1 pseudogene is annotated in these 952 nt (G+C 72.0%); it reads left to right on the top strand.

The window, feature by feature from the left end:
* Positions 1-249: 249 nt before the first annotated feature.
* Positions 250-952: pseudogene (locus AC5LUJ_RS11545) on the top strand (hypothetical protein); the annotation flags it as partial.

Genomic DNA, 952 nt, shown 5'->3' with positions numbered 1-952 from the left:
TGTCCGGGATCTCTTGAGAAGCCCGCCATTGTGACTATCAGCGCCGAATCTGTGACGGCCACGTTAAAAGGCGCTGGTTCGCGGGCGCCACCGCGGCTGTGGCGGCACAGTAAGCGGCTGTGCCGCGTTCGTGTACCCGGTGCGGAGCGGCAGGGCCGTGCCAGGGCGTAATGTACGTCACATCGCCGGCTGACTTCTTAGCGCAGGGTCATATCCCATCCTCGTCCTAACGGTGTCTGCGGAGGGCTCATGACCACCGAGCGTGACCGCCAACAGGGGTGGTCCGCGCGCGGACCCGAACTGGTGACCTGTCTGCCGGAAAGGCCCTCGGCCGGACACGGCCACCGGCCACGGCGCGGAGCTGTCGCTGTCCACGGCGCCGCCGGCCTCGCCCCGAGCCCGGCGGAGCTCCAGCGCCTGCGCCGGGTCGCGGACGGCCAGGAGGAGGCGGACCTGATTGTCCACGGCGGCACGCTGGTCGTCGTCCACACCGGTGAGCTCCAGCGCCGTGACCTGCTGATCGTCGGACGGTTCATCGCCGCGGTGACGCGGCCCGGGGCGTTGGGGGCCCGCCGGGGGCTGGACGCGTCCGGCCGCTACCTCCTGCCCGCCTACGTCGACGAGCGCATCCAGGTCGAACAGACCCTGCTGACCCCCGGCGAGCTCGCCCGCGTCGTCGTGCCCCGGGGAACGGTCACCCTGCTGGCGGACACCAGCCGGTTGACCGGGCTGTACGGGCCGCGCGGCGGACAGCTCGCCACCGCCACCCGCACCCCGATGCGGCTGCTGGAAGCACCGTCCGTGCCATCGGCCATACCGCCCATGCCCGCGGTGAGGGCGGCGATGGTGCCGCGGCAGCCGGTTTCCTTACCCGAATCCGCCGGAGAGACGTCACTGGACGTCACCGGCATGGCCGGGACGCTCCCTGTGGGGCCCGAGCCCACCGGCGGGC

The organism is Protofrankia sp. CiP1_Cm_nod3, assembly GCF_982290655.1.
This window is presented reverse-complemented; position numbering and strand designations above follow the sequence as displayed.